At 67.3% G+C, this 20,447-nt stretch carries 20 protein-coding genes; 6 read left to right on the forward strand and 14 right to left on the reverse strand.

Features of this window, described 5'->3' with window-relative positions; genetic code table 11:
- Window positions 1-88: 88 nt before the first annotated feature.
- The 5 genes from tilS to ruvB form a co-directional block, all read right to left on the reverse strand.
- Window positions 89-1,057: a tRNA lysidine(34) synthetase TilS gene (gene tilS / locus BM244_RS14955; protein ID WP_093399709.1), complete on the reverse strand. Its 969-nt coding sequence runs from the start codon at window positions 1,055-1,057 to the stop codon at window positions 89-91.
- 193 nt (window positions 1,058-1,250) lie between these two features.
- A complete protein-coding gene (locus BM244_RS14960) occupies window positions 1,251-2,186 on the reverse strand; it encodes a tol-pal system YbgF family protein (RefSeq protein ID WP_093399710.1) in 936 nt (311 codons plus the stop codon).
- 95 nt (window positions 2,187-2,281) lie between these two features.
- Window positions 2,282-3,271, reverse strand: a complete 990-nt coding sequence (locus BM244_RS14965) for a helix-turn-helix domain-containing protein (protein WP_093399711.1) — start codon at window positions 3,269-3,271, stop codon at window positions 2,282-2,284.
- A gap of 108 nt (window positions 3,272-3,379) precedes the next feature.
- Window positions 3,380-5,653: a phosphoenolpyruvate--protein phosphotransferase gene (gene ptsP / locus BM244_RS14970; RefSeq protein ID WP_093399712.1), complete on the reverse strand. Its 2,274-nt coding sequence runs from the start codon at window positions 5,651-5,653 to the stop codon at window positions 3,380-3,382.
- Between the two features lie 229 nt (window positions 5,654-5,882).
- A complete protein-coding gene (gene ruvB / locus BM244_RS14975; RefSeq protein ID WP_093399713.1) occupies window positions 5,883-6,908 on the reverse strand; it encodes a Holliday junction branch migration DNA helicase RuvB in 1,026 nt (341 codons plus the stop codon).
- Between the two features lie 53 nt (window positions 6,909-6,961).
- Between ruvB and BM244_RS14980 the strand changes: the two genes are divergently transcribed.
- A complete protein-coding gene (locus BM244_RS14980) occupies window positions 6,962-7,870 on the forward strand; it encodes a 2-hydroxyacid dehydrogenase (RefSeq protein WP_093399714.1) in 909 nt (302 codons plus the stop codon).
- Window positions 7,871-7,980: 110 nt separating this feature from the next.
- Here BM244_RS14980 and ruvA read toward each other — a convergent pair whose 3' ends face one another.
- The 5 genes from ruvA to BM244_RS15005 all read right to left on the reverse strand — a co-directional run bounded on the left by ruvA (window position 7,981) and on the right by BM244_RS15005 (window position 11,917).
- Complete coding sequence (gene ruvA / locus BM244_RS14985; RefSeq protein WP_093399715.1) at window positions 7,981-8,580, reverse strand: Holliday junction branch migration protein RuvA; 600 nt, start codon at window positions 8,578-8,580, stop codon at window positions 7,981-7,983.
- Between the two features lie 96 nt (window positions 8,581-8,676).
- Entirely contained in the window at window positions 8,677-9,666 is a 990-nt protein-coding gene (locus BM244_RS14990) for a hypothetical protein (RefSeq protein ID WP_093399716.1), read from the reverse strand.
- Between the two features lie 264 nt (window positions 9,667-9,930).
- Window positions 9,931-10,437, reverse strand: a complete 507-nt coding sequence (ruvC, locus tag BM244_RS14995) for a crossover junction endodeoxyribonuclease RuvC (protein ID WP_056484899.1) — start codon at window positions 10,435-10,437, stop codon at window positions 9,931-9,933.
- Between the two features lie 163 nt (window positions 10,438-10,600).
- Window positions 10,601-11,344, reverse strand: a complete 744-nt coding sequence (locus BM244_RS15000; RefSeq protein WP_093399717.1) for a YebC/PmpR family DNA-binding transcriptional regulator — start codon at window positions 11,342-11,344, stop codon at window positions 10,601-10,603.
- Window positions 11,345-11,374: 30 nt separating this feature from the next.
- Window positions 11,375-11,917, reverse strand: a complete 543-nt coding sequence (locus tag BM244_RS15005) for a DUF1003 domain-containing protein (RefSeq protein ID WP_093399718.1) — start codon at window positions 11,915-11,917, stop codon at window positions 11,375-11,377.
- Between the two features lie 112 nt (window positions 11,918-12,029).
- Between BM244_RS15005 and BM244_RS15010 the strand changes: the two genes are divergently transcribed.
- Complete coding sequence (locus tag BM244_RS15010; RefSeq protein ID WP_056061281.1) at window positions 12,030-13,493, forward strand: helicase HerA domain-containing protein; 1,464 nt, start codon at window positions 12,030-12,032, stop codon at window positions 13,491-13,493.
- Here BM244_RS15010 and BM244_RS15015 read toward each other — a convergent pair.
- The 4 genes from BM244_RS15015 to BM244_RS15030 form a co-directional block, all read right to left on the reverse strand.
- On the reverse strand, window positions 13,490-13,927 hold the full coding sequence (locus tag BM244_RS15015; RefSeq protein ID WP_093399719.1) for a nuclear transport factor 2 family protein: 438 nt from the start codon (window positions 13,925-13,927) through the stop codon (window positions 13,490-13,492). The genes BM244_RS15010 and BM244_RS15015 overlap by 4 nt on opposite strands.
- A 79-nt stretch (window positions 13,928-14,006) precedes the next feature.
- On the reverse strand, window positions 14,007-14,291 hold the full coding sequence (locus BM244_RS15020) for a DUF1294 domain-containing protein (protein ID WP_093399720.1): 285 nt from the start codon (window positions 14,289-14,291) through the stop codon (window positions 14,007-14,009).
- A 94-nt stretch (window positions 14,292-14,385) separates the two neighbouring features.
- On the reverse strand, window positions 14,386-14,628 hold the full coding sequence (locus BM244_RS15025; protein WP_197942503.1) for a DUF2312 domain-containing protein: 243 nt from the start codon (window positions 14,626-14,628) through the stop codon (window positions 14,386-14,388).
- Window positions 14,629-14,838: 210 nt separating this feature from the next.
- Complete coding sequence (locus BM244_RS15030; protein ID WP_093399721.1) at window positions 14,839-15,147, reverse strand: DUF1244 domain-containing protein; 309 nt, start codon at window positions 15,145-15,147, stop codon at window positions 14,839-14,841.
- Between the two features lie 92 nt (window positions 15,148-15,239).
- Between BM244_RS15030 and pyk the strand changes: the two genes are divergently transcribed.
- From pyk to BM244_RS15050, 4 genes are all read left to right on the forward strand, one after another.
- Window positions 15,240-16,703, forward strand: a complete 1,464-nt coding sequence (pyk, locus tag BM244_RS15035) for a pyruvate kinase (protein ID WP_093399722.1) — start codon at window positions 15,240-15,242, stop codon at window positions 16,701-16,703.
- Between the two features lie 989 nt (window positions 16,704-17,692).
- Window positions 17,693-19,747, forward strand: a complete 2,055-nt coding sequence (locus tag BM244_RS15040) for a carbon starvation CstA family protein (RefSeq protein WP_093399723.1) — start codon at window positions 17,693-17,695, stop codon at window positions 19,745-19,747.
- Window positions 19,744-19,932 (forward strand): YbdD/YjiX family protein, encoded by a 189-nt coding sequence (locus BM244_RS15045; RefSeq protein WP_093399724.1) that lies wholly within the window; start codon window positions 19,744-19,746, stop codon window positions 19,930-19,932. The genes BM244_RS15040 and BM244_RS15045 overlap by 4 nt, the downstream gene beginning before the upstream one ends.
- Window positions 19,929-20,447: a biliverdin-producing heme oxygenase gene (locus tag BM244_RS15050; protein WP_093399725.1), complete on the forward strand. Its 519-nt coding sequence runs from the start codon at window positions 19,929-19,931 to the stop codon at window positions 20,445-20,447. Before BM244_RS15045 ends, BM244_RS15050 begins: the two co-directional genes overlap by 4 nt.

Raw genomic sequence — 20,447 nt, forward strand, 5'->3', positions numbered from 1 at the left:
CCTTTCAGCGCACAAGATAAGCGCGCGCAGGTTAATGGCAATGGAACAACGCGCGACTTGCGTTGATCAGTGTGAACGGACGGGCGCGTTACGCGGGGCTTCTCCTTGGCGGTGCCTCGCGGAAGCGCCAGACGTCGCCGCGGACGCTGGCGATGATCCCGGCTTGCGTGGTGCGCTTGCCCGCCATCAGCGAGTCGAGCAGGCTTTCGATATTGGCAGCCTCGGTCCATTCGGGCGCGACGATGCCGGCGTCGGTACGGACCGTGCCGATCGCGCGGCGGGCGAGGCGGCGGAGGATTTCGCGGGGGAGGTTCTCGACCGCGAGCTTCACCTCGCCGCCGCCGACCTTGGCGCGTTCGGTCCAGATCCAGTCGACCATCGCGCGGACGTCGGTATCGGTCTCGGCGAGCGCGGCGGCGGCGCGTGCGAGGTTGGGCGTGCCGAGCCATTCGTTCTCGTCGAGCAACCGGCGGAAGCGGGTGCGATCGTGGCGGTCGTCGTGGTTCGAGGGATCGTCGAAGAACGGCACTTCGGCACGGCGGACGATCGCGCGGAGTTCGGCGCGGCGCCAGTCGAGCAAGGGGCGGACGACCGTTACGCCGTGGACTTCGGTGCGGGCGCGGACACCGGCGAGGCCGGCTAGCCCCGACCCACGGGCGGCGCGCATGAGGAAGGTCTCGGCCTGGTCGTCGGCGTGATGGCCGGTGACGAGCGCCCCTGCCCCGATCGCGCGGGCGTGATCAGTAAGGAGAGCATAGCGCGTGGTGCGGGCCTGCGCCTGGATGCTGGCGCCGGTGATCGGCTCGCTGGGCGCGAGCGTGGCATGGGGAATGCCGAGCGTGGTGCAGTGTGCGGCGACCATCGCGGACTCCTCCACCGCTTCGAGGCGGAGGCGGTGGTCTATGCTAGCTACCGTGAAGCCGGGCGGCAGGGCCTCGTGCGCGAGGGTTAGCATCGCCATGCTGTCGGGGCCGCCGGAGACGGCGAACAGCGGGTTGGCGATATCGCTGGCGAGGCGCGCGAAGTCTGCGGCGAAGCGGCGTCCTTCTTCGGTCATGCGAAGACAGTCCTGACCTTGGAAAGGTCGCCACCCCGGCGGAGGCCGGGGCCCAATTGGGGGACCGTGATGACTGAGTGCAGCCCTTCGTTACGACGACCTTGCCAATTGGGCCCCGGCCTCCGCCGGGGGGGTGGTAAAGTGCGACGTGAGATCACGGACAGGCAGGTACGCGTGCGCACGGGAAGATGCCTTACTTGCACTTCGCCGCGCTGCGCCCGGCGGCAACCTGCCCCTTCATCGCCGACGCCATCTTGGCGCCGTAGACGTCGTTCAGCTCGTCATACACCTTGCACGCATCCGCCGGCTTGTTGAGCTTGGTCAGCGCCTGGCCCAGATACAGCAGGCTGTCCGGCGCGCGCTCGCCCTCGGGCATCTTCTTGTAATTGTCGTAGAACGCCATCGACGCGAGGCTCGGCTTGCCCTCGTCGAGATACGACCGGCCGAGCAGGTTCTGCGCATAGCTGGCGCGCTTGTTCTTCGGGTAGTCGGCGACGACCTTCTTCAGCTGCGCCTCGGCCTGCGGGTATTGCTTGGCGGCCCAGAGACGGTAGCCATACATATACTCGTCTTCCGCCGGATCGCCGGTCGAGGGCTTCTCGACCGAGACCTTGGTCGGTGTCGCCGCGCCGGGCTTGCTTGCCGCTTCGGGGCGCGTGGTCGGGCGCGAGGGGCCGCTCGACTGCCCACCCGCCTGGTCGTCGGATTCGATCGGGCCACCAGTCCCCGCCCCCGTCGCGATCGGCGCGGGGCCGGTCTCGAGCGACTTCAGACGGGCGTCGTTCGAGCGGCGATAATTGTCGAACGCATCCTGCAACTGGCGCGTGCGGTTCTGGTTCTGCTCGATCTGCTCGGTGAGCGAGGTCATCTGCTGTTCGAGCGACGTCACGCGCTGGTTGACGTCGGCGAGCGCGCTGGTCGCGGGCGAGCCGGGCCCCGGACCCTGCTCGCTCTGCGGCGCGCGCACTTCGGGCTGGAGCATCTGGCCAGCGCCACCCGGGAAGACCTTGCGCTGGACCGCGCGCATTTCGCTTTCGAGCTTGCCGACGCGGCCCTCGACATTTTGTGCCTGTACGGCGGCGGGCAGCAACGCCGCGAGGCAGACGCCGACCAGAATTGACTTACGCATGGGTCACACCCCCCGGTGATTGGTTAATCGTCCGGGTATAGCTGCACTACCCATCCTGTCGCCAGCCTTAAGACCCTGGCGCCGGTCTGCCGCCGTTACGGATTCTGCGTTGCCGTAGCGGCAGGCGGCGGGTTGGCGGCGGCGTCGAGGTTGGCGCGCTGCGTCTCGCTCAGCCGACGACGTGGCGTACGCGGGCGGTTGGCGGTACGCGACCGCTCGGACGACCGCGTCGACGTCGGCGTCGCTTCGGTCGCGGCAGGCGTCGTCTGGGGCTCGGGCGTACCGGCGATGCGCGCGGCAATCGCCGGCGCACTCACGGACACGTCCTTGATCGCGCGCTCGCCGGTGCCGAGTGCTGGCGCCGCCGAACCGTTGAGCGTCACCGCCAGCTTGTCGGCGCGACCGATGTTGATCTTCGGATCCTTGGCATCCTTCGGCACGTCGAACTTCTCGCCGGGCTTCATCGTACCGAGATACAGCGTCTTGTTGTCGGCATCGTAGACGCGCATCCACACCTCGTCCGAGGCGGTCAGCGTGACCTGGCCGTTGGCAGGCGTGGCCGGCGCAGGGACCGGTTGCGCGGTCTGCGCCGCGGGGTTCTGGGCGGCTTGATTCTGGGCGGTCTCGGCGATCGGCGTCGTGGTCGAGGCGTTGTTCGAACCGCGGAACATGTCGGTGCCGTACCACAGCCCGACCAGCACCAGCACCGCGATCGCGATCCCCAGCGCGACGATCGCGAGCCCGCGCGACGGCACGCGCGACGGATCGGTCATCTCGTACGGTTCGTATTCGGGCTTCTTGCTGCCCAGTTTCGCGACGTCGCTACGGACGATGTTGGCGATCTGCACCTCGTCGATGCCCATCGCGCGCGCATAGGCGCGGCTGAACCCGACCGCGTAGGTCGAAGACGGCAGCGTCGAATAATCGGATGCCTCGATCGCTTCAAGGTGGCGCAGCGGCACACGGGTACGCGTCGCGATATCCGCAACGGTCAGGCCCTGCGCCTCGCGCGCCTTGCGGAGAATGTCGCCAGCACGCTCTGGTTGAGCCGGTGCTGCGTTCTGGCCGGTTTCGACCTCGTCCATTCTTGTCTCCGAACACGGGCGCGTAGCGTTGCCCGCCATGGCACCCGTCTTTCAGAGGCCCTTAGCCGTGTCAACGCACCGCATGTCTTAACCGCAGCTTTCCGCCGATCAGACGATTTCGACGCCGTTTTCGGTCGCCCAGTTGGTCAGCGCACCGCGCATGTCGCGCGGCGGGTTGGCCAGCAGTCCTGCCATGTATGCGACGAGCGCAGCGCGATCGAGCGAGCGCGTCATCGCCTTGATCGGGCCGACGGCGGCGGGGGTGATCGACAGCCGCTCGATCCCGAGCCCGATGAGCGCCATCGCCTCCAGCGGACGCCCGCCCATCTCGCCGCAGACTGCCAGATCGACCGACGCCTCGCGGACCGGTGCGACCAGCCGCGCGATGAAGCGCAGGATCGACGGGCTGAGCCAGTCGTAGCGCTCGGCGAGCTTCGGGTTGGCACGATCGGCGGCGAACAGGAATTGCGTGAGGTCGTTGGTGCCGATCGACAGGAACTCGATCTTCGGCAGCAGGATGTCGAGCATTTCGGCGAGCGCCGGCACCTCCAGCATCGCGCCGTAGCGGATCGCCAGCGGCATCTTCCGTCCGCGCCCCTCGAGCCAGGTCCGCTGCGCCTCGAACAGCGCGCGCGCCTCGTCGAACTCCCACGGCTCGCTGACCATCGGGAACATCACGTTCAGCGTGCGACCGGCGGCGGCTTCTAGGAGCGCCCGCGCCTGCACCTTCATCAACCCGTCGCGCTCGAGGCCGAGGCGCAGTGCGCGCCAGCCCATCGCCGGGTTCTCTTCGTCGGAATCTTCCTTGTTCAGATACGGCAGCGCCTTGTCGCCGCCGATATCGACGGTGCGGAAGATCACCGGGCGATCGCCGGCCGCGTCGAGCACTTCGCGGTAGAGACGCTGCTGGCGCTCGCGTTGCGGCAAGGTGGCGGAGACGAGGAACTGGAACTCGGTGCGGAACAGGCCGATGCCGTCCGCGCCGGTGACGTCGAGCGCGGCGACGTCGTCGCGGAGGCCGGCATTTACCATCAGCGTGAGCCGGTGGCCGTCCTTGGTGATTGGCGGGACGTCGCGCAGTGCAGCGAACGCCGCCTTGCGCTTCTGGCGCATAGCGAGGCGCGCCTCGAACGCTTCCTCCATTGCCGCCGAGGGCCGCGCGAAGACGTTGCTCTCGGCGCTGTCGAGCAACAGCATGTCGCCTTCCGCGACGAGCCGGCGGATATCGCGGACGCGGCCGAGCACCGGAACGCCCATCGCGCGCGCGACGATCGTGACGTGCGCGGTAAGCGAGCCCTCCTCCAGGATCACGCCTTTCAGACGGCGCTTGTCGTATTCGAGCAGTTCGGCGGGGCCGAGGTTGCGCGCGATCAGGATAGTGTCCTGGCGCAGGCCCATCTGTGCGGCGGTGCCCATCTGGCCCGAGACGATGCGGAGCAGCCGGTTAGACAGGTCCTCCAGATCATGCATCCGGTCGGCGAGCAACGGATCGTCGATCTGGCGCATGCGCTGGCGGGTGCGTTGCTGGACGCGTTCGATCGCTGCCTCTGCGGTGAGCCCGGAGTCGATCGCCTCGTTGATCCGCCGCGCCCAGCCCTCGTCATAGGCGAACATCTTGTAGGTCTGGAGCACCTCGACATGCTCGCCGCCGACGCCGAATTCGGCTTCGCGAGTCATCCGGTCGATGCCTTCGCGCATCTTGTCGAACGCGGCGTAGACGCGGTGGCGCTCGGCGTCGGTATCCTCGGCGACGGTGTGCTCGATATGGATTCGCGGCTGGTGGTAGACCGCGCAGCCCGCAGCCATGCCGTCGACCAGTTTCTGGCCGGGGATCCGCATCGCCGCAGTCGACTGCGGCCGGTCCGCGCCACCGCCGGTGGTGTCGATGAGCCCGGCATTGGCGATCAGTTCGGACAGCACCATCGCGACGGTCTGCAACGCCTCGATCTCGACGTCGGCATATTTGCGACGATCCGTGTGCTGGACGGCCAGGACGCCCACCGAGCGCTCGCGACGGATGATCGGCACGCCCGCGAAGCTGTGGAAGCGGTCCTCGCCGGTCTCGGGCTTGTAGGCGAAATCGGGGTGGCTCGCGGCTTCGTCGAGGTTGAGCACCTCGACGTCCTCGGCGATCGTGCCGACGAGCCCTTCGCCGAGCGCTAGCTTGGTGACGTGGACGGCGGCCTGGTCGAGGCCGCGGGTCGCGAACAGTTCAAGCACGCCTTCGCGCAACAGGTAGATCGAGCAGACCTCGCTATCGATCGCGGTGGCGATGATGCCGACGACGGCGTTGAGCTTGGCTTGCGCGGACGTGCGCGACGCCATCACGTCGTGAAGGCTGGTGAGGATTTCGCGGGCGGAGGCGGCGGCCGAAAGGGGCATTCGGGTTGGCTATCAGATGAATGGCTTGGGTGCCACGCAACAAAAGCAGTGTCGGGGTGAAGTTCGATCGATCTGGCAGTGGGGATTCTTACAAATGAGATTGGTGCTGATCGCGGCGCGTAAATCTCATCGGCTCCGGTTGCCCCTCCCCCTTGTTCTCCCGCGAAGGCGGGAGCCCAGTCTGGGTCCCCGCCTTCGCGGGGAAACACGGTAGCGCGTACGCAACCAGTTACGCGTCGAACAGGCCGTCCTGGCTGCCGGCTGGCGGGTTGAGGCCGAGGTGCTTCCACCCTCCCGCATTCAGGAACCGACCGCGAGCGGTGCGCGCGATCAGACCCAACTGGATCAGATATGGCTCGATCACTTCCTCGATCGTGTCGCGCGGTTCGCTGAGGCCTGCCGCCAGCGTCTCCACCCCGACGGGGCCACCGCGGTAGATGTCGGCGATCATCATCAGATAGCGACGGTCCATCGCGTCGAGCCCGAGCGAATCGACCTCAAGCCGATTGAGCGCCGCATCCGCCGCCCGTGCATCTACCGTCTCATTCCCCGCGACATTGGCGAAATCGCGCACTCTTCGCAGCAATCGCCCGGCGATACGCGGCGTACCGCGGGCGCGGCGCGCGATCTCCATCGCGCCGTCCTTGGCAATACCCAGACCGAGCAGCCCCGCCGCCCGCGTGACCACCCGCTCCAGTTCCTCGACGGTGTAGAACTGCAACCGCACCGGGATGCCGAAGCGATCGCGCAGCGGCGTCGTCAGCAACCCCTGCCGCGTCGTCGCGCCGATCAGCGTGAAGCGCGGCAGGTCGATCCGCACCGATCGCGCACTAGGCCCCTCGCCGATCATCAGGTCGAGCGCACGGTCCTCCATTGCCGGATACAGCACTTCCTCGACCGCGGGCTGCAACCGGTGGATCTCGTCGATGAACAGCACGTCGCCATCCTCGAGATTGGTCAGCAGCGCGGCGAGATCGCCCGACTTGGCGATCACCGGGCCCGAGGTGGCGCGGAAGCCCACGCCCATCTCGCGCGCGACGATCTGCGCGAGCGTCGTCTTGCCGAGCCCCGGCGGCCCGAAGAACAGCACGTGGTCGAGCGCATCGCCGCGCGATTTCGCCGCCTGGATGAAGATGCGCAGGTTCTCGCGTGCGGCCTTCTGCCCGACGAATTCGTCGAGCGTCTTCGGGCGCAGCGCGGCGTCGACGTCTTCGGGACGCTTGGCGGCAGTCAGGATGCGGTCTGTATCGGTCACACCCTGCGATAGCGCGCTCGCGGTGAAGGGGGCAAGGCGGCTATGGGGCGATCATGACCAACCAAACCGCACGTCCCGACCTGTATCTGCTGGCCGGAGTCTCGCCCGCGCTGGAGGCGACGCTCGCCGAGCGCTTCACGTTGCACCGCACGAATCCGCCGGCGACGACGCGCGCGATAGTCGGTGGCGGCAGCAGCGTGGTAGATGCGGCGCTGCTCGATCGCCTTCCCGCGCTGGAGATCATCGCGATCCACGGCGTCGGGTACGACGGGATCGACCTGGCCGCGACCAGGGCGCGCGGCATCGCGGTGACGACGACGCCGGACGTGCTGACCGACGACGTCGCGGACCTGGCGATCGGACTGATGCTGGCGGTGCAGCGGCGGATCGTCGCGAACGACGGTGCGGTGCGGAGCGGCGGTTGGCAGGTGGACCTTTCCCGACGGGCCAGCGGGCGACGCATCGGTATCTTTGGGCTGGGGCGGATCGGCAAGGCGATCGCCGAGCGCGCCGCGCCGTTTGCGCGCGAACTTCACTACACGGCACGCTCCGCCAAGCCGGATTTCGCGGGCGTGTTCCATGCCGATATCGCTTCGCTCGCCGCGGCGTGCGACGTGCTGATCATTGCCGCCCCCGGTGGCGAGTCGACGTCGCATAGCGTGGATGCGGGTGTTCTTGGGGCGCTTGGCGAGGACGGTATCCTCGTCAACATCGCCCGGAGTAGCCTGGTGGACGAACCTGCGCTGGTGGCGGCGCTTCGGGCCGGGACGATCGCCGGGGCGGGGCTCGACGTGTTCGCCGACGAACCTGCGGTTCCCGACGCGCTGAAGGCGATGGATCAGGTCGTCCTGTCACCGCATCAGGGTAGCGCGACCGTCGATGGCAGGGCTGCGATGGCGGCGTTGGTGGTTGCGAACCTCGACGCGCATTTTGCCGGGAAAGCGCTGCTTACGCCGCTTTGAACCGAGCCGGATAGCGATCCTGGAGGACACGCAACAAACGTGTCGCGTGCCTCCCCCTCCGGCTGGCAAGCGCCAGCCACCTCCCCCTGGCGGGGGAGGATTGAATGATCCTACGCCTTCGACGCCTTGCGCAACGCCAGCCGGACCAGCGCATCGAGCGAAGCCCCCGGCCCCAGTTCCTCGTCCGCCGCGGCCACGGCGACGCTCGCCTCGTTCGGCCGGAACCCGAGGTTGAGCAACGCCGACACCGCATCCGCCGACGCGCCCGGTGCGGCATTGACCACCGCCGGCCCAAGCCCGAGCGCGATGCCGCCGACCTTGTCCTTTAGTTCCATTACGATCCGCTGGGCTAGCTTTGGCCCCACGCCATTCGCCCGCGCGACCATCGCCTTGTCGCCGCTCGCGATCGCCCGGCTCAGGTCGACCGGCTCCAGCGCCGACAGGATTGCGAGCGCGACGCGCGCGCCGACCCCCTGCACGCCCGTCAGCAACCGGAACCAGTCGCGCTCGTCCGCGCTGGAGAATCCCACGAGGCGTTGGAAATCCTCGCCGACCAGCAGTTCGGTGAACACCGTGCAGGCCTCGCCGATCGGCCCGAGCGCCGACAGCGTGCGCGCCGAGGCGCCGACCAGATAGCCGACGCCGCCGACGTCGATCACGGCATGGTCGATGCCGGTCGAGTCCAGCCGTCCTTTAAGATGCACGATCATTGGATCAGGCGGTAGAACATCGACGGCGCGGCGTCATCCTGTCAAAATATGGCCGTCAAAATACGGGCTTTCCCGCTCTATCGCCCGGCAAGCCGGTCAAGCGTTCGGTTGTGAACGATCCCGTTCGCCCGTCGGACGGTTCTGGACGGTCGCGGCGGTCTTCGTGGCTTCGTGCAGCGCCTGCGTCGGCGCACCGATCACCATTGCGCGGGCGCGCAGGCTGGCGCGCAGGAACACGGTGTCGGAGGCGATGAAGCGGCGCGGGGTGGTGCCGAGGAACGTGCCGGCATCGCGCAGGAAATGCGAGGCATCGAAATAGCTGCTGTCGATCTTCGAATAGTCCGCCATGCCGTCGGTCCGGATCAGGCTGATGAACGATCGCAGGAACCGCGCGCGCCGGAGCAACAGCTTTGGCGGCATGCCGAAATGCCGCGTCGCCATGCGGCGCAGTTCATGCGTCGGGATGTCGAGACGGTCCGCGACGTCCTTCATCTCGATCACGCCATCGGTGACCGTCAACGCCGTGAACGCGCGGATCAGGTCTTCGCGCGGATGCGGCACGTCGAACACGCGGGCGAACACGGTGTCGAGCAGCGGCTTGATGAGCGCATCGTCGTCGAGCGCATCGAGGCCCTCGATCAGGCGCGCGGAAAGATCCGGCCCCAGCGCGACGCCGAGCGGAACGACACGGTTATGGAAATCCCCCGCCGACCGAACGGTCAGCCGCGACCAGCCGAGCGCGCTGAGACCGATGCCGACGGCGATCCCACCCCGCGTCTCGGTACGGAACGCGCGGCTGGTCGGGCCATAGAAGCTTGCGCGTTCGAGCGGACCGAACCGGTGATTGCCGACCGAGACCGTCAACGGGCCCGCGTCGATCAACACGGAGATCATCGCCGGCGCGGGCAGATACCAGTTGAGCATCGGCGTCGGATCGTCGGACGCGTAGATCGCATAGCCCGTCAAATAGTCCGACAAGGCCTCGTCGGGCAGATCGTACCGCATCCGCATACCCGCGGGCATCGCAAACGCAGCCGGCGGCACGCTATTGCTGTTGGTGCCCCCGCGTACCTGCTCGCGCCGCATCACATTCCTTTAATTTAGATTAAAGTGGCAAAGCGCGGCGCTGCCATAGTGACGCAGGATTGGCTATCGAAACTTTCTGCCGTGGCGGCGGACGTTATACATACAAATGGTTCAAACTGGACCAAGTTTGCGAAACGTGATTGCGGTGCCAATAGTCGGACAGCCCGCTCGGTAGCGACGTCGAGTTACGGATTGTGTCACGCAGCGACATCGCTCCCCGTCGCGCGCACACGGCTCCCCATTCGCGATTGGAGTGACGTATGATCAGGCGCCCACGCCGCTGCGTCGCGCCAGAGCTGCGGCGCTGGCGACGTGATGCGCATGCGTGATCGCGACTGCCAGCGCATCCGCCGCATCCGGCCCGGCCAGCTTCGCACCCGGCAACAGCACCGCCATCATCGCCTGGATCTGCTTCTTGTCAGCGCCGCCGGTGCCGACGACGCCCTTCTTGACGGTCGAGGGGTGGTATTCGCCGATATGCAGCCCCGCCCCCGCCGCCGCTAGCAGGACGACGCCGCGCGCCTGGCCGAGCTTCAGCGTCGATTGCGCGTTGGTGTTGCCGAGCACTTCCTCGACCGCGGCGCCGTCCGGGCGTTCGGTGCGGATGACGTCGATCAACGCGTTGTAGAGCGCGGTGAGGCGGCGGGGGAGCGCCATCGACGGATCGGTCTTGATCTGGCCGTTGGCGATATGGCTCAGGCGGTTGCCATCAGCGCGTATGACGCCCCAGCCGGTGGTGCCGAGGCCGGGGTCTAGCCCTAGGATGATCACTGCCTCCCCTCCCGCAAGCGGGAGGGGACCGAGGGGTGGGCGCCCGGCCAGTCACACACGGAACGCTGCGTGTCGGAGGCGGATCGGTACCAGCCGCGAGCGGATCGCTGGAGGTGAGCGCGGGCCCACCCCCGGCCCCTCCCGCTTGCGGGAGGGGGGAAGATCAACCCAGCGACTCCATGATCTCGTCGGAGATTTCGTAATTGCCCCAGACGGTCTGCACGTCGTCGTCCTCGTCGAGCGCATCGATCAGCTTGAACAGCGTCGCTGCATCGTCCGCGTCGACCGCGACCATGACCTGCGGACGCCAGGCGAGCTTTGCACCTTCGGCCTCGCCGAGCTTGGCTTCCAATGCCTTGGCCACCTCGTGCAGGTCGCCCTGCGCGGTCCAGACCTCATGGCCATCCTCGCTCGACGTGACGTCTTCGGCGCCAGCCTCGAGCGCCGCTTCGAACACCGTGTCGGCATCGCCAGCGCTCGCCGGATACGAGATCAGCCCGACGCGGTCGAACGCGTGGCTGACCGAACCGCCCGCGCCCAGATTGCCGCCGTTCTTGCCGACCGCGACACGCACGTTGGTCGCGGTGCGGTTGCGGTTGTCGGTCAGCGCCTCGATGATCAGCGACACGCCGCCGGGACCGAAGCCCTCATAGCGGATTTCCTCGTAATTCTCGGCATCGCCGCGGCTCGCCTTGTCGATCGAGCGCTGGATGTTCTCCTTCGGCAGCGACGCCGCCTTGGCCGCGTTGACCGCCGCGCGCAGGCGCGGGTTCATGTCGACGTCGGGCAGGCCCATCTTGGCCGCGACCGTAATTTCCCGGCTGAGCTTGCTGAACGCCGACGAGCGCTTCTTGTCCTGCGCGCCCTTGCGGTACATGATATTCTTGTATTTGGAATGGCCTGCCATCGGTGCCTCTAATAGCCTGATCGGGTGGCTTTAGGACGGTGAGGCCGTTTTCGCCAGAGCGTCGATCTTCTGCTCGATCGCATCGAGGCGCGCGAGCACCAGGTGATCGATCTTGTGGTGGACGCGCAGGATGTCGAGCTCGGCGCGCAGATTGGTCTCGTAGTCGAGGCTGGCGGCGAGGCGATCCTTGGCCGATTGCCGGTTCTGGCTCATCATGATCACCGGCGCCTGAATCGCGGCGACCGTCGACAGCAGCAGGTTGAGGAAGATGTAGGGATACGGATCGAACGCGCGTCCGAAATGCGCGAGGATGTCCGAGTTCAACAGCATCCAGCCGATCAGCACCGCGGTGAACGCGATGATGAACCCCCACGACCCGCCGATCGCCGCGACGCGGTCCGACAGGCGCTCGCCGAACGTCGATCGCTCGTCGGACACGTCGGCGGCGTCTCGGCTGACCGTGGTGCCAGCCTCGATCCCTGCGAGGACGCGGCGCTCCTCGTCGTCGAGATCGCCCGGCGCCTTGCCGAGCAGTCGCTGAGAGAGATCGGCGAGCGGAGAATGTGTAGCCATATCCGGATGCCTAACCGGGATTGCGGATTATTCCAGCGCGCAAAGCAAGGCTTGCGACGGAACCCGCAAAGACTCCTTGCTCCCACACGCCCGCACCTGCCAAACGCGCGGCATGACGGTTAGCGTGAATATGGGCACCGACGGCAATGGTACTGCCGTCGGCGTCGACCTGGAGGAACTACTCGCCACCCGCCTGTTGGTGCAGGGCAATTCGGGATCGGGAAAATCGCATCTGTTGCGCCGCCTGCTCGAGCGATCGGCGGGGCATGTCCAGCAGATCGTGATCGATCCCGAGGGCGATTTCGTGACGCTCGCGGGGCCGCATGGTCACGTCGTGATCGAGGCGGGCGACTATAGCGAACGCGAGATCGCACGGATCGCGACGCGGTTGCGCGAACATCGGACGTCCGCCGTGCTGAGCCTCGAAGGGCTGGAGGTCGAGGGCCAGATGCGGTGCGCGGCGTCGTTCCTGTCGGCGCTCTTCGATGCGCCGCGCGAGCATTGGTATCCCGTGCTGGTGGTGGTCGACGAAGCGCAGATGTTCGCGCCCGTCACCGGTGGCGAAGTGTCGGAAGAGGTGCGTCGTGCGTCGCTGGCGGCGATGACAAACCTGATGTGCCGCGGGCGCAAACGCGGGCTCGCCGGCGTGATCGCGACCCAGCGACTGGCGAAACTGGCGAAGAACGTCGCGGCGGAGGCGTCGAACTTCCTGATGGGCCGCACCTTCCTCGACATCGATATGGCGCGCGCGGCCGACCTGCTGGGCATGGAGCGACGCCAAGCCGAAGCGATTCGCGATCTCCAGCGCGGCACGTTCATGGCGCTCGGGCCGGCAGTGTCGCGGCGGCCGATCACGGTGAAGATCGGCGACGTCGCAACGTCCGCGCGCAGCGGCAGCCCGAAGCTCACCCCCCTCCCCAGCGCCGCGCCGATGGACCTGCAGGACCTGCTGTCCGAGCCGGTGGTCGACGCGCCCGAACTCGGCCTGATGTTCGATTCGCGGCCGCGTCGCGTGCCGGCGGAGGAATTGCTCGACGGCATCGCCCGCCCGCCCGAGCCACGCACCGCCGCGCCGCCGCCGCCCGAGAAGACCGACGACGAGGTCGAAGCGGTCTATGCCGACGTCTTCCGCGCGATCGTCGAGGACCCGGAGTCGACGCTGCGGCCGCCATCGGTGCTGTTCCAGGATTTCCAGGTGCGCTGCCGGATGGGCGGTCTCGCCAAGCCGCCGCTCGACCTGCCCGGCTTCGTGCGTCGATTGAGCTGCGCCCGCGCCGGCATCTTCGACATGACCGACGAGGCTTGGACGGCGGCGCTCGACGTGGCGAGTGGCCTCCCCGACGACATGCTGGGGGCATTCCTGCTTGTGGCGCGTGCGGCGCGCGAGGGTGAACCCTGCCCGTCCGACGCGCGCATCGCGGCCACGTACGGCACGAGTTCGCTCGGCCGCGTGAAGCGCCTGATCGGCTACATCGAAAGCCGCGAGCTGATCGTCTGCCGCACCGATCTCGCTGGCAAGCGCTCGATCACGATCCCGGGGCTAGGCTGGACGACGCTACCAGCGGAAGCCGCCTAGCGGATCGGCGTGAACTGCGCAGATACGAACCGCCACTCCTTGCCGATCTGTCGCGCGACGAAGCCGGCGCGCAGCGCGCGTGACTGCGGCTGGCCATCCTTGCCGGGCACAGCATAAGCGATCCGCATCGTGACGACGCCGAGTGCCCCCGCCGGTCGCGCGATTGTCTCGGTGATCGTCATTGGCGGCGCGGGCTTCTTCTTGTCGGGCGCATAGAACCCGATCACGCGCTCGCGGGAATCGACCTCGCCGGCGGGCGACACTTCCTGGTATTCGGGCGCCATCATCGCGATCATCGCCGCCTGGTCGAACCGGTTGCGGACCTGGACGAACGCCTCCGCCTGCTGAGCGAGGTTGTGCGTATCGATCTCGACCGATTGCGCCGCGACGGGAGCACTGACCAACGCCGCCGCCATTCCCAGAAATACCCGCATGCTTGCCCCCGATGCAATGTTGCATAACGGCAATACACCCGACCGTCAGTCGCGGCAATGACGCTGCAAGGTGCCGAACCTAGATTGCGAAAGCGATAGCGAGACCCGCGACGACGCCGACTTGTACCATCGCGATCAGCTGGAGCCGGCCGACGAACGGTTGCTTCCGGGTCTTGTGCCGGTAGCGACCCCGCGCCCAGAACGCACCGGGGCTACCGCCGAGCGCCGCGAACCATAGCAAGCGGGACTCCGGAATGCGCCACGCGCCGGTCGACGATCGCCGCTTGTCGATCGCGAACGCAGCGACGGTGAACGCGTTGATGATCAGGAACAGGACTAACGCCGCGAAGATCGGGAGCAACATTCTCTACCGGTACAGCGGGCAGGTTAACGCGGTGCCTCTCCGCGCAGCCCGATGACGTATCGGGCGAGAGGCACCGCTGACGATCGAACGATCCTCAGATCATTCCCAACGCCTGGAGATACACCTCGAGGATCGCTTCCTCCTCCTGATATTCTTCCTTCTTCTTCTTCCGGATCGAAAGGATCTTGCGGATCGCCTTGGGGTCGTAGCCACGGCCCTTGGCTTCGGCCATCACGTCCTTGATGTCGTCCGAGATACCCTTCTTCTCTTCTTCGAGACGCTCGGCGCGCTCGATCAGCAGGCGCAGTTCGTCCGCTGCGACCGCGCCGCCGCCCATGCCGTGTTGCCGTTCGTCAGACATCGAAAATTCCCCACTCGCCGACGCCACGCGCCAGCCTAAAGCCAATCAAGAAACCCCGCGCCGATGATCGCCGTCGAATGACGTCGTGAATCAGGCCGCTGCGGGTGCGGGCCAGCGTCTAGGCGTTTACCGTGTTGGGCTCAAGCGACCGCGCGGGGGATCGTCGCGAATCAAACGCAGCCGTGCTCAGACCACCGCGTTCTTCGCGACGCTCGCCTTCATCCGTTCGAGCTGCTCAGGTGTCGCGTCGCCCTGGTGATGCGCCTTCCACTCCGCATACGGCATCCCGTAAACGGTCTCGCGGGCGGCATCCTTCGTCATGCCGCCTGCATCCTCGACCCAGTCCGACAGGCAGTTGCGGCAGAAACCGGCCAAACCCATCAGATCGACGTTCTGCGCGTCCTCGCGGTGGCGGAGATGGCGGACCAGGCGACGGAAGGCCTGCGCCGCTACGGCATCGTCGAGTGTATCGAGCGAGTCGGTTTCGGGATTCATTCATGTGCTCCGTGGTTGATCCCACGGAGATAGGGTTTAAGGCCCGTCGCGGCAAAGACCTCCCCCAGGAAACGCCGAGGAAGACGTACCGCATGACCAAGGCCATCGCACCCCGTTCGCGCAAAGTCCGCATTCTCGCGACGCTCGGCCCTGCCAGCAGCACACCCGAGATGATCGCGACGCTCTTCCGCACTGGCGCCGACGCGTTCCGAATCAACATGAGCCACGGCGATCAGCAGTCGAAGATCGCCGTGATCCAGGCGATTCGCGCGCTCGAAAAGGAGTTTGGTCGCCCTTCGACCATCCTCGCCGATCTCCAGGGGCCGAAACTGCGCGTCGGCAAGTTCGACGGCGGCCGCACCGTGCTCGAAACCGGCGCGACCTTCGTGCTCGACCGCGACCCGACGCCGGGCGACGCAACGCGTGTCGAACTGCCGCACGACGAGATCTTCGCGGCGATCGAGCCGGGCGCCCGCCTGCTGCTCGACGACGGCAAGCTGGTGCTGCGGGTCGTGTCGCATAGCCCGCGCGAGATCACGACGCGCGTCGAGGTCGGCGGCGCATTGTCGAACAGCAAGGGTCTGAACGTCCCCGACGTGGTGCTGCCGATGGCGGCGCTGACCGAGAAGGACCGCAGCGATCTGGATTTCGCGGTCGACCAGGGCGTCGACTGGATCGCGCTGTCGTTCGTCCAGCGCCCGGAAGATCTCTGGGAAGCGCGCAAGCTGATCGGCGGCAAGGCGGCGCTGATGGCGAAGATCGAGAAGCCGGCGGCGATCGAGCGGCTGGAGGAGATCGTCGAGGCCTGCGACGGCGTGATGGTCGCGCGCGGCGATCTCGGCGTCGAGCTGCCGCCGCAGCAGGTGCCGCCCTTGCAGAAGCGCATCGTCGAAGTCTCGCGCCGGATGGGCCGCCCGGTGGTGGTCGCGACGCAGATGCTCGAATCGATGATCACGTCGCCGTCGCCGACGCGGGCGGAAGTGTCCGACGTCGCAACCGCGGTGTATGACGGCGCCGACGCGATCATGCTGTCGGCGGAGAGCGCGGCGGGTGCGTGGCCGATGGAATCGGTCGCGATGATGGATGCGATCGGCGTGTCGGTCGAGGCCGATCCCGAGCATGGCGACCGCATGCACTTCACCGTGATGAAGCCCGATCCGACGACCGCGGATGCGCTCGCCGAGGCGGCGAAGAACATCGCCGCGACGGTATCGGCGGTGGCGATCATCTGCTTCACCACGTCGGGCTCGACCGCGCGCCGCATCGCGCGCGAGCGACCGTCGGTGCCGCTGCTGGTGCTGACGCCGAGCCAGGAGACCGCGCGGCGGCTCGGGCTGCTGTGGGGGACGCATGCGGTCCACACGCGCGACGTCGAGTCGTTCGAGGACATGGTGGCGAAGTCGAAGCGGATGGCGTTGCGGCATGGGATGGCGAAGGCGGGGGACCGGGTGATCGTGCTCGCGGGCGTGCCGTTCCGGACGCCTGGGTCGACCAACGTGCTGCACGTGGTGCGGATCGTCGGCGATGAGCTGAAGGGGCATCACTCGCAGGTTTGAGCTTTGCGGGCCGTAGGGGCGACGAGCCAAGGTGCTGACGGGCTGCACCTCCTTCTTCCCCCCTCCCTGGAAGGGAGGGGTCGGGGGTGGGTCGGCTTCCACACGGTCCAACGTTGGTGGCTTAAGCCCGCCAACCCACCCCCAGCCCCTCCCTTTCAGGGAAGGGAGCGAAGTGATGGAGCGGTTGGTCTGCGCGTTGTCGCGACGGTGCGGCGGTTGACGAGTATCGAACTGCCCTCGCATCGGTAGTCCGGATGCTAAAACCAATCGACGGGCATTCGCATCCCGGCACATCCCTAACCCGCCGTTCCCTCGCGAATACGGGAATCCAGGGTACCGGTGCGCTACGGTATTCAACTGGGCCCCCGCGTCCGCGGGGGAACGGCTGTCGCATGGTTCGCATCTTCCGTGCGGTTCTGACGGCCGAACACCCAGATTGCGCCACTACCAAGCCCGCCCCAACGCATCATGCCGAACTCGTTCCGCCCCCACCCTGCCGCAAGCCAACCGCGCCGGGTCGTGCGGGGCGGTGGGCCCCGGCTTCCGCCGGGGTGACGGGAGCGGGTTTGAGCCTCCTGAGTGTTCCATGACGACTTTCGGTTCGGTACGAAGCCCGCAGTCCAGGGCTCGTGTCGAACCACGACATCCCGCGCGATGGCGGCGCGGAACCGGGCAGATTTTCCCGCACGCCAATGGAGCGAAAGACCGTCCCCCAATCGCCACCACCCCGGCGAAGGCCGGGGCCCAATTGGGGGACGGTAATGACGATGCCCTCCGCTCCGTTACGACCAGTTTTCCAGTTGGACCCCGGCCTCCGCCGGGGAGGAGCCTTATCGCGCTGAATCCTGACTCTAATAGGTGTCCATCTTCAGCATCGTGTCCCGCAGATCGGCGTCACCGCATTGGCGCGTCACAACCCGATCTAGGCTAGCGCTCCGCGCCCGAATACGCGATGCCGCGCGTGACGGACCGCACGGGAGGGCGCACGGATGACACTACGCGAGAAGATCGGTTGGGGCGCACTCGCCCTGCTCGCAGCCTGCGCGCTCGCGGTCGTCGCGTTCGAGCGCGGCGAGCATGTCAACGCGCTGTGGATCGTGACCGCCGCCGTCTCCGTCCAGCTGATCGCGTACCGCTTCTACGCGCGCTACATCGCGCGGCATGTGATGGAGCTCGACCCGAGCCGCCCCACCCCGGCGCTCCGCCGCGCGGACGGCCTGGATTACGTCGCGACCGACCGCAACGTCCTGTTCGGCCACCATTTCGCTGCGATCGCCGGAGCAGGGCCGCTCGTCGGCCCCGTCCTCGCCGCGCAGATGGGCTATCTTCCCGGCACGCTCTGGATCCTCGCCGGCGTCGTACTCGCTGGCGCGGTGCAGGACTTCATGATCCTGTTCATCTCGATGCGCCGCGACGGGCGGTCGCTCGGCGAACTGATCCGCATGGAGATGGGCGCGATCCCCGGCGTGATCGCGCTGATCGGTGCGTTCGCGATCATGGTCATCATCCTCGCCGTGCTCGCGCTGATCGTCGTGCGTGCGCTCGCGGGCAGCCCGTGGGGGCTGTTCACCGTCGCCGCGACCATCCCGCTCGCGTTCCTGATGGGCATCTACACACGCTGGATCCGACCCGGAAAGGTCGGTGAAGTCTCGGTGCTCGGCGTGATCGGGCTGCTCGCCGCAATCGTCTATGGCGGCACCGTGGCCGCCTCGCCGACGCTCGCGCCGCTGTTCACGCTGACCCCGGTGCAGCTCTGCGTGCTGATGGTCGGCTATGGCGCGGTCGCCTCCGTCCTCCCGGTGTGGCTGCTGCTGGCACCGCGCGATTACCTGTCGACCTTCCTCAAGATCGGCGCGATCGTCGCGCTCGCGATCGGCATCGCGGTCGTCGCGCCGCCGCTCAAGATGCCCGCGCTCACCCCATTTATCGACGGCTCCGGCCCGGTCTGGTCGGGTGGGCTCTTCCCGTTCCTGTTCATCACGATCGCGTGCGGCGCGGTGTCGGGCTTCCACGCGCTGATCGCCAGCGGCACCACGCCGAAGCTCATCGCCAGCGAAGGCGACGCGCAGTTCATCGGTTACGGTGCGATGCTGATGGAGAGCTTCGTCGCGATCATGGCGCTGGTCGGCGCGTCGATCCTCGATCCCGGCGTGTATTTCGCGATGAACAGCCCGGCGGCGGTGGTCGGGACCGACTTCGCGACCGCTGCGACCGCGGTGACGGCGATGGGCTTCCCGATCACGCCCGAGCTGCTCGCGCAGACCGCGAAGGACGTCGGCGAGACCACGATCGTCAGCCGGACAGGCGGCGCGCCGACGCTGGCGGTGGCGATGTCGGAGATCTTCAGCCACCTCGTCGGCGGGCAGGCGATGAAGGCGTTCTGGTATCACTTCGCGATCCTGTTCGAGGCGCTGTTCATCCTCACCGCGGTCGATGCGGGCACGCGCGCCGGGCGGTTCATGCTGCAGGATCTGATCGGGCTCGCGGTGCCGTCGTTCCGCAACGCGTCGGCGATCGTTCCGGGGCTGATCGCGACCGCGCTATGTGTCGTTGCCTGGGGCTTCTTCCTGTACCAGGGCGTCACCGATCCATTGGGCGGCGTGAACACGCTGTGGCCGTTGTTCGGCATCTCGAACCAGATGCTCGCGGCGGTCGCGCTGGTGCTGGCCACCGTCGTGCTGTTCCGGATGAAGCGCCAGCGTTACGCTTGGGTGACGATCCTGCCCGCCGCGTGGTTGTGCCTGTGCACGATCACCGCCGGGCTGATGAAGCTGTTCGCGAGCGATCCGAAGGTCGGCTTCCTCGCGCACGCCTCGAAGTTCGCGGACGCGGCGGCGCGGGGTGAACTGCTCGCGCCGGCCAAGACGATGGCGGAGATGCAGCGGATCGTTCTCAACGACCGGATCGACGCGGGGCTTTGCGCGCTGTTCCTGGCTGTGGTGCTGTCGATCGTGTTCTTCGGCATCCGCACCTGTCTCGCGGCGCTGAAGATCGACCGGCCGACGGTGACCGAAGTTCCACCGCAGCTGGTGGCCGCGGAATGATCCGGACGCTTTACGCAAAGGCACGCGAGACCGCGTTGCTGATGGTCGGCGTGCCGTCCTATGCCGCGTACCGCCAGCACATGGCCGAGCGGCATCCCGAACACGCGCCGATGGACGAGCGCGCGTTTTTTCGCGACCGGCAGGAGGCGCGGTACGGCAGCAAGGGCGGGGGACGCTGCTGTTGACCGATGGGGTTTCGACGGTCGCGCGCCTCCGGGCAGCGACGGCGAGCGATCACGACGCGGTCGATGCCGGGTTTGGGCGCTACGACCTGACCGATGCGGACGACTACCGCGCGTTCCTGATCGCGCACGCCAAGGCGTTGCCGGCGGTCGAGGCTTGGCTGGCCGCTATTCCGGGACTGGCGACGGTTCGATCGCGGGGGGCGGCGCTGGCCGAGGATCTTGCCGCGTTGGGTGAGGACATGCCCGCGCCGATGACGTTCGACGTGCCGGCGAGCGCTGCCGCCGGGTGGGGCGCGATGTATGTGGTCGAGGGATCGCGGCTCGGCGGGATCATGCTGTCGCGCTCGGTGCCCGATGGGATGCCCTCGGCCTATCTCGGCGCCAAACATCTGTCGGGCGAGTGGCGCGCGTTGCTGACCGCGATCGACGGGGAGAGCGCCGACGAGGCCTGGGTCGAGCAGGCCATCGTCGGCGCAAAGGCGGCGTTCGCGCTGTATCGACGCGCGCCGGCCTGA

The sequence above is a fragment of the Sphingomonas sp. OK281 genome (assembly GCF_900115295.1).
In the GTDB taxonomy this organism is placed as follows: domain Bacteria; phylum Pseudomonadota; class Alphaproteobacteria; order Sphingomonadales; family Sphingomonadaceae; genus Sphingomonas.

What these genes read in the sequence shown, in the direction of transcription:
- ptsP (WP_093399712.1), bottom strand. Translation starts at nt 5,653, where the DNA reads ATGCCCCTTTCGGCCGCCGCCTCCGCCCGCGAAATCCTCACCAGCCTT.
- BM244_RS15005 (WP_093399718.1), bottom strand. Translation starts at nt 11,917, where the DNA reads ATGGCTACACATTCTCCGCTCGCCGATCTCTCTCAGCGACTGCTCGGC.
- BM244_RS15040 (WP_093399723.1), top strand. Translation starts at nt 17,693, where the DNA reads ATGACACTACGCGAGAAGATCGGTTGGGGCGCACTCGCCCTGCTCGCA.
- ruvA (WP_093399715.1), bottom strand. Translation starts at nt 8,580, where the DNA reads ATGATCGTGCATCTTAAAGGACGGCTGGACTCGACCGGCATCGACCAT.
- BM244_RS14965 (WP_093399711.1), bottom strand. Translation starts at nt 3,271, where the DNA reads ATGGACGAGGTCGAAACCGGCCAGAACGCAGCACCGGCTCAACCAGAG.
- BM244_RS15045 (WP_093399724.1), top strand. Translation starts at nt 19,744, where the DNA reads ATGATCCGGACGCTTTACGCAAAGGCACGCGAGACCGCGTTGCTGATG.
- BM244_RS15030 (WP_093399721.1), bottom strand. Translation starts at nt 15,147, where the DNA reads ATGAATCCCGAAACCGACTCGCTCGATACACTCGACGATGCCGTAGCG.
- BM244_RS14980 (WP_093399714.1), top strand. Translation starts at nt 6,962, where the DNA reads ATGACCAACCAAACCGCACGTCCCGACCTGTATCTGCTGGCCGGAGTC.
- BM244_RS15025 (WP_197942503.1), bottom strand. Translation starts at nt 14,628, where the DNA reads ATGGGCGGCGGCGCGGTCGCAGCGGACGAACTGCGCCTGCTGATCGAG.
- BM244_RS15010 (WP_056061281.1), top strand. Translation starts at nt 12,030, where the DNA reads ATGACGGTTAGCGTGAATATGGGCACCGACGGCAATGGTACTGCCGTC.
- pyk (WP_093399722.1), top strand. Translation starts at nt 15,240, where the DNA reads ATGACCAAGGCCATCGCACCCCGTTCGCGCAAAGTCCGCATTCTCGCG.
- BM244_RS14990 (WP_093399716.1), bottom strand. Translation starts at nt 9,666, where the DNA reads ATGCGGCGCGAGCAGGTACGCGGGGGCACCAACAGCAATAGCGTGCCG.
- BM244_RS15015 (WP_093399719.1), bottom strand. Translation starts at nt 13,927, where the DNA reads ATGCGGGTATTTCTGGGAATGGCGGCGGCGTTGGTCAGTGCTCCCGTC.
- BM244_RS15000 (WP_093399717.1), bottom strand. Translation starts at nt 11,344, where the DNA reads ATGGCAGGCCATTCCAAATACAAGAATATCATGTACCGCAAGGGCGCG.
- BM244_RS15020 (WP_093399720.1), bottom strand. Translation starts at nt 14,291, where the DNA reads ATGTTGCTCCCGATCTTCGCGGCGTTAGTCCTGTTCCTGATCATCAAC.
- BM244_RS14960 (WP_093399710.1), bottom strand. Translation starts at nt 2,186, where the DNA reads ATGCGTAAGTCAATTCTGGTCGGCGTCTGCCTCGCGGCGTTGCTGCCC.
- tilS (WP_093399709.1), bottom strand. Translation starts at nt 1,057, where the DNA reads ATGACCGAAGAAGGACGCCGCTTCGCCGCAGACTTCGCGCGCCTCGCC.